This window comes from Streptomyces sp. NPDC102270 (assembly GCF_044766405.1).
GTDB lineage: Bacteria > Actinomycetota > Actinomycetes > Streptomycetales > Streptomycetaceae > Streptomyces.
Genome location: NZ_JBIWLX010000061.1, coordinates 1 through 6,703, shown reverse-complemented (window position 1 = coordinate 6,703; position 6,703 = coordinate 1). Strand labels below are relative to the sequence as shown.

The window sequence follows — 6,703 nt, the reverse complement described above, 5'->3', positions numbered from 1 at the left end:
CGGAGGCGGTGTGCTGGACCTTGATCGAGGTCCAGGGCAGGGCGGCGAGTTGGGCGTAGGCGGTGGGCTGGTTGGTCTTGATGACGGCGATGTAGGGGGCCTTCTTCGTCTCGCCTTCCACGTCCGCCCCGCCCAGGCTGAAGGGGCCGAGGTTGAGCGCCCCGCTGGCCAGCTGATCCCGCTCGTCGTCGTCCCAGTTTGTGGTGATCCGCAGGTTGCGGACTACGACCATGCTCGTCGTGATAAGAGTGATCGCGGAGGCCGCGACCTGCGGCACGCTGCCGCTGGCGATTTCCCCGCGCCGGAAGCCGGGCACCGTCCAGTTGCCTGCTGCTAGGAACACCTCGTCCCACCAGGGACGGCCGAAGCTCACGATGGTGTACTCGAACTCGACAGTGAAGCCCTGTGGAGGCTTTGGCGCCGCACCGATGACCGCGAGCTGTACATCGGCATCGACCGTTTCCCCTGCCTGCCGGTCGATGAAGAGCAGGGTCCCCGCCACCGGCGACGAAACCGTGAAGTCAAATTGGTCGTCGGTGATCGGCGCCAGGAACCCCACATCCACCAGCGGTTCGTTCACCGCCGCGGCGTCTCTCACCGCTTTGTGCCACTCTCGCACGGTGGAGATGAACCCAGGCTTGTCGAGGGCGGGCATGAGCACGGCATTGCGCTCCGACGCGATGGGTGGCGCTCGGCGCACACCGATGCTGGCGATTTCATCCCTGCCTCTAGTAGGGCTTGGTCAGGTCGGTTGTGGTGGTGCGTGTCCTTCGGGCCGAGTGTGGCGTTGGGGGTGTGTGACTCCGGACGAGATGACTGCGGTGCGTGGCGAGTTGGAGATGTTCGCGGCGGAGGTGTTCGAGCCGTTTGCGCGCAAGGATCAGCGCCGGTGGGGGCAGGTGTATCTGCGGGGGCTGCTGACCGACGGGCAGCGTAAGTCGGTCGAGCCGATGGCCGCCCGGCTCGGGGAGGACGGGAACCGGCAGGCTTTGGCCAACTTCATCACCACCAGCCCCTGGGATGCGGCTCACATCCGGGCCCAGCTCGCCTGGCGGATGGAGGAGGCGATCGGGCCCGACGCCCTCATCTTCGACGACACCGGGTTCCTCAAGGACGGGAGCGCGTCGGCGTGTGTGTCGCGGCAGTACACCGGCACCGCGGGCAAGGTCACCAACTGCCAGGTCGGCGTCTCGCTCCACCTCGCGTCCGAGACCGCCTCCACGGCGGTCAACTGGCGGTTGTTCCTGCCCCAGACCTGGGATCCGGCTTCGCCGAAGGCCGATGCGGACAAGGTCGCCCGACGTGCGACCTGCGGCATCCCGGACGATGTCGGCCATGTGGAGAAGTGGCAGCTGGCCCTGGACATGCTGGATGAGACCCGCTCCTGGGGACTCGAGGTGCCGCTGGCCATCGCGGACGCCGGATACGGCGACGCCGCCGCGTTCCGGCACGGACTGCAGGAGCGTGGCCTGAACTACGTGGTGGGGATCTCCTCCACGCTCTGCGCCCAGAGCGCCGACGCGGTGCCGGTGGCCGAGCCGTACTCCGGGATGGGACGCCACGCCGGTGGCGAAGTATCCCGACAAGCCACGCTCGGTGAAGGAACTGGTCATCGCGGCGGGACGGAAGGCGGCCAGGCCGGTGCAGTGGCGGGAGGGTTCCCGGCCCGGCACCGGCCGCTCCGGCGTGAAGCGGATGTACTCCCGCTTCGTGGCCCTGCGCATCCGGCCTGCCGGACGCGAGGTCCGCCAGCACGCCGACGGACCGGAACTGCCCGTGTGCTGGCTGCTGGCGAATGGCCGGCCGATCAGAGCGAGCCGGTGCAGTACTGGCTGTCCGACCTGCCCTCCGGCATGCCCCTGACCACAATGGTCCGCCTCGCCAAACTCCGCTGGCGCATCGAGCACGACTACCGGGAGATGAAACAGGCCCTGGGACTTGCCCACTTCGAGGGCCGCACCTGGAACGGCTGGCACCACCACGTCACCCTCGTCTCCGTCGCCCACGCCTTCTGCACCCTGCAACGACTGGCCCGGGCCCCAAAAGACGCGGCGCCGGCCTGAGCCTCTACCAGGTCATCCGCGAGCTACAGACACTCCTCGCCCTCTGGACCGGCGCCTGCCCGACCTGCCGCCGCGACATACCCACACCCATACAGACCTGACCAAGCACTACTAGTGGTGGACCGCCGAACCGGCACCACCACCTTGAAACTGTGGTCCGAAGACGCCCGACCTGCCGTGGAGTACACCCGCGACGTCCTCGACTGGCTCGCCACGATTGCCGCCGGTCGCTCTGTCGGCGTCACCCCGCAGGCCACCGTCGCCCAGTACCGCCGCGACGGCATCACTTATCGCCCCCTGCGCGACGCTGTCCCTGTCCCCGTCCACCTCATCTGGGGCCGACAGGACCCCCACCCGGCCACCCACGCCGCCGTCGCCCTGCTCACTGACCTCTACCGCGAAGACGCCTGACACCCGAGCCCATGGTCTACCCTCCGAGCTCCAGGCACTGATCGACGCAGTCACTACCGGACTCTCCCTCGCCGCGTGACTGAATAAGCCAGCAGGATCCATGCCGGAGTCGTGTTCGAGGAGGCCGGCCAGCAGGAACGCCGGGTAGTGGGCTTTGAGCCAGGCGTCGGAGACGATGACGCCGCAGGGGTGCATGGCCAGTCCGCGTGGGAGGGCGTCGAGGCCTTCGGCGAGTTCGAACAGCAGCCGGTAGCGGCCGGCCTCGCTGGCGAGCTTGCGCAGTTCGGGGAGTTCGGCGAGCGCGGCAGTGATGTCGGCGGCCCGGATGTGCGGGAAGGACTTGGCGATCCGGTCCACGTAGTGGGGCGCGATACCCAGGGCAAGCCCGGTGTCACGAAGGGCGTGGCGGGCACGGTAGGTCTCGGGCATGCCGGTGACGGCGACGCGTTCGGTGCCGAAGCGTTCGATGATGCGGTCGTAGACCTCGAGCCGGCGGGCGGATTCAACGTCGATGTCGATGTCCGGCAGGCTTGCGCGGCGCACCGACAAGAACCGCTCCATGAGCAGGTGGAAGTCGAGGGGGTTGGCGGTGGCGATGCCGAGCGTGTGGTTGACCATGCTGCCGGCGCCGGAGCCGCGGGCGGCCACCCGGATGCCGAGCTCGCGGACTGTAGGCCGCATTTGGAATGGCCCCTTCCGTTGTGACGACCGGGACCTTCCCAACTGTCTCAACTGAGTTCACCTGGTTGCCTCTGTCCACATTGTGAGGAGCGCACAGACCGCTTGAGCGAGTGGCGGTTGGCTGGAGGGATGGGACGCACGAAAGGCGAACCTACAGGCGGTGTAGGTTCTCGTTCACTGTGTCCTTAGGAACGAGGCTGACCAGTGCCGTTGTCGGCTGTCTCACACGATGTCCCGCCGACAACGTCTCTTTTTCCTGTCCTTTCCGTACTGACCGGCTGCACTGGAACTGGCCACAGTCCAGATCCGCTGAGCAGCGGGCGAGCGATGATGTTCAGGCGCTGGGGTGAAGACGGCTCGCCCAAGTGGCCCGACGTCGGTTCTGGGCAGACACAAATAGTCGTCCGGCCGCGGTTCGATGATCTGCGTGGCTGTGAGCGTTCGGTCACAGCGCGTCGTCGGTCAGCGGAATCAGGTCGCTGCGGCCCTGTACCAGGCAGGTCAGGGCCCAGCCCGTCTGGCGGTTCAGCATGGTGTCGGTTTGCAGGCCGAGTTGGTGCGCGACCTCGCGGGTGTGGAGGCGCGCGGCGGCTTCCAGGAGCAGGGCGTACCCTTCAGCGGCGCCACGGGCTCGGCGCCATGCAGTCACGTAGACAAGCACCCCGACCACTGCTGACGGCCACCACAGCGCCCCGGCCACCAGATAGAGCAGCCCCCAGGCGGCCAGCGTCGCCGCTCGGCCAAGTGCCTCGCGCGTTGCGGTCATCTCGGCGCGCGTGGCATCGGGCAGTGTGAGCCAGAGGTAGGGCCACACGGAGGGGAGGTCGAGGGAGAACTCGCGATCGAGGGTGAGCGTCACGGCGTGGATCCTGTCCCCCATCCAGGTGGGCTGGACGGGGAGCTCGGGCGCGATCCGCACAAGCCTGCGGCGCCGCTCCGCCAGCGTGGGTGCGACGCCGAGAGCAGGGGGCGGCTGTAGTGCGTCCCGTTGGGCCAGAGCGGCGAGGCTTCGGCAGCGGGCGGCCCGGTCGCGCTCCTCCCGGTAGGCAGTCGCCGCAGCCTCCCACTGCCTCCGGCGCCGCGCGACCTGCTGAGCACCCACACGACGCAGCGGCGAGGGCCAGCTCTCCCAGGCCACGGCAAGCCAGATACGTTCCGTCACCAGGCCGATGCCCTGGACCATGATGCCCACGGCACCGGCGGCCACGAACACGACCATCAGGATGAGCACGAGCCCCCCGGTGGTGTTCAACGCCGGTGCGGCGGCCCAGTGGTCGAAGGCCGCTGTGAGTCGACCGGCGTCGAACGGATGCGTGTGCCCGAGGTTCCAGGAGGCCAACATGGCAGCGAGGAAGAGCATTCCCGGCAACACCAGTGAGGCCGCCCAGCGTTGCGCGAGCTGTTTGCCGATCTCACCGAGAAGGGCGCCCATGGTCAGAGTCGCTCCCACCGCAGTCCCGCTCCGCTGATCGCGCAACACGGAGTCTCTCCAGCGGAGGCGTCGGGCCACCACAGCCGGGCGCAGCGCCGGTGCGGGCAGAGGAAGACGACCTCGGCGGGGCGGGCGGCGGCGAGATCCAGTGGGCGCGATCCCAGGCCTCGACTGGAGGAACCGTAAATACCGACGGCGTCGCCGTTCCGTAGGAGCGTCGCGTGCACGGCATCCAGGGACTCCGTCACGTCTTCACCGGCGCGCACTTGGTCGAGCAAGCGGTGCAGGACCGCGGAAGCGCCCACAGCGTCGAAAAAGGCGCGCAGCTCGTCCAGTTGGCCGCAAACGGCAGCAAGGCCGTCGGCGATCTCCGCCGTGCGTGTCGGCTGCCCGTTGTGTTCGCCTTCTTGTGTCATCCCCGTCCCCGAACTGCCGCCGCGTCGGCACGCTCATCCCACCTCGCGCAACTACCCACAGCGTAGGGCCTACCAACAACCCCTCAACCCGAAGGCCATCCATATAGTGCACCGGCGACTATCCTGAAATCCTGGTTCACTCCGACTTTCGGGGGTTTCACGGGTGACGGACGAGGATGCTCTGCGCACCGTGCAGTTACGCCTGGCCAGGATAGCTCGCGAGCGCAGTCCCGCGGCGGCGCTCGAGCGCAAAGCCCTGAAGGAAGCTCGCCGGTTGGCCAAGACCCTCGGCCCCACGGCGTCGATGGACGCCTACATTTCCCTCGGCTATCTGCACTGGTTCCGCTACCAGGCGCTGCCGGAGAGGCGTGGTGACGAGGAACTTCGCCGCTGTGTCGAGCTCCTCGTACCGTGCTTCCTGGCGGAGATCGAGCCGATTCCCGAACTGCTGCCCAGCATCGCCGTGGCGTCCGTGACGCCAGCGGCCGACCTGTTGAACCAGGCGCTCGACCTGCCAAACCCGGAAACGATCGCCGCGGTCATCCGGCTGTGGCGACGCATCGTCGCAGCCGTGCCGGACAACTATCACGAGGGCCAGCAGAATTACCGAAGCCTCCTCGGCGTGGCGTTGATGCGCGGCTTCGAGCTGCAGCGCGACCCGGCGCTCCTGGAGGAGAGCATCACCCAGTTCACCAAGGTCCGCGACGCTGCCGCGGCGAGCGGCGGCAGCAACCCTCGACACCTGTACGAACTGGCCAGCGCCCTGCTCACCCGCCACAACGCCAGCGGCTCGGAAAGAGACTTGACCGACGCCGCCGCCCTGCTGGAGCAAACCGTCGGCGTCGGGCCGGTCGAGCAGGCCCAGCCTGACGTCCTCTTCCAGCTCGGACTACGCCTTCTCCAGCGGTTCGAACAGACCCAGGCCCGCAACCGCCTCGACAGTGCCCTCGCGATCCTCAGAGCGGCACTGGACGCCACACCGCTCGCTCAACAGGCCACCACCGATCGGGTCTACGCACTGTGCCGCTGCCTTGCCGCGCGATACGAACGCACCGGTGATGCACGGGACCTGGAGGAGATGATCACGGTCGCGAGGAGAGGGCTGGTCCCGGATCCCGAAGGCATCGTCGCCTCCAGCCTCGCCCATGCCCACTTGATGCGCTTCAGCAGTGGCGGGCAACCCGCCGATGTAGAAGAAGCGGTTCGGCTCACCGCGCCGCTGGTCGAGAAATTGCCGCACGACACACCCGGCTGGCCGGCCCAGATGCACCTGTGGGGAAGCGCACTGCATGCACGTTATGAGCTGGCCGGCGACCTGAACGATCTCAACGCGGCAGTGACAGCGTTCCGCCGCTGCGTCCAGGCCCAGACCTCGCCACTCCCCCTACACCTGGGCTCCTTGGGCCAGACCCTGCGCCATCGGTTCGAACGAACCGGAGACGGCGCGGCCCTCGACGAGGCAGTCGACCTCCTCCGCGACGCGATCGGGGCCATGGCCGACGACAGCACCCAGGCCGCGACTTTTCGCTCCAGTTTGGGCCTGTGTCTCCTGGATCGATACGAGCGCACTCAAGACCGCGTCCCCCTGGACGACGCCATTGTCCTTGAGGGGCCACGAAGTTTCCGGACGGGCACCCAATAGGGTTGTCCTGAACAAGGAAACGAGGAAGAAGTGGCGCCACCCAGTAAGTACTCGCCGG

The 6,703-nt window shown here is 67.8% G+C and carries 4 protein-coding genes and 3 pseudogenes; 3 read left to right on the top strand and 4 right to left on the bottom strand.

What is annotated here, in order from left to right:
- Nucleotides 1-655, bottom strand: a pseudogene (locus tag ACIRP7_RS45480) (hypothetical protein); the annotation flags it as partial.
- Between the two features lie 157 nt (nt 656-812).
- Here ACIRP7_RS45480 and ACIRP7_RS45475 point away from each other — a divergent pair.
- Together ACIRP7_RS45475 and ACIRP7_RS45470 are read left to right on the top strand one after the other, a co-directional pair.
- Nucleotides 813-2,063 carry an IS701 family transposase gene (locus ACIRP7_RS45475; RefSeq protein WP_403672923.1) on the top strand — a complete coding sequence of 417 codons (1,251 nt, stop codon included), beginning with the start codon at nt 813-815 and terminating at the stop codon, nt 2,061-2,063.
- A gap of 111 nt (nt 2,064-2,174) precedes the next feature.
- Nucleotides 2,175-2,474 (top strand): annotated as a pseudogene (locus tag ACIRP7_RS45470) (LysR family transcriptional regulator); the annotation flags it as partial.
- 141 nt (nt 2,475-2,615) lie between these two features.
- On the opposite strand, the pseudogene ACIRP7_RS45465 reads toward ACIRP7_RS45470, so the two are convergent.
- The 3 genes and pseudogenes from ACIRP7_RS45465 to ACIRP7_RS45455 all read right to left on the bottom strand — a co-directional run.
- A pseudogene (locus tag ACIRP7_RS45465) lies at nt 2,616-3,143 on the bottom strand (DNA polymerase III subunit alpha); the annotation flags it as partial.
- A 457-nt stretch (nt 3,144-3,600) separates the two neighbouring features.
- The gene (locus tag ACIRP7_RS45460; RefSeq protein ID WP_403672920.1) at nt 3,601-4,605 is read right to left on the bottom strand and encodes a hypothetical protein; all 1,005 of its coding nucleotides are present in this window, start codon (nt 4,603-4,605) and stop codon (nt 3,601-3,603) included.
- A complete protein-coding gene (locus ACIRP7_RS45455; protein WP_403672918.1) occupies nt 4,590-5,003 on the bottom strand; it encodes a hypothetical protein in 414 nt (137 codons plus the stop codon). The genes ACIRP7_RS45460 and ACIRP7_RS45455 overlap by 16 nt, the downstream gene beginning before the upstream one ends.
- A gap of 163 nt (nt 5,004-5,166) precedes the next feature.
- Here ACIRP7_RS45455 and ACIRP7_RS45450 point away from each other — a divergent pair, with 163 nt between their 5' ends.
- A complete protein-coding gene (locus tag ACIRP7_RS45450; protein ID WP_403672915.1) occupies nt 5,167-6,645 on the top strand; it encodes a hypothetical protein in 1,479 nt (492 codons plus the stop codon).
- Nucleotides 6,646-6,703: the final 58 nt, after the last annotated feature.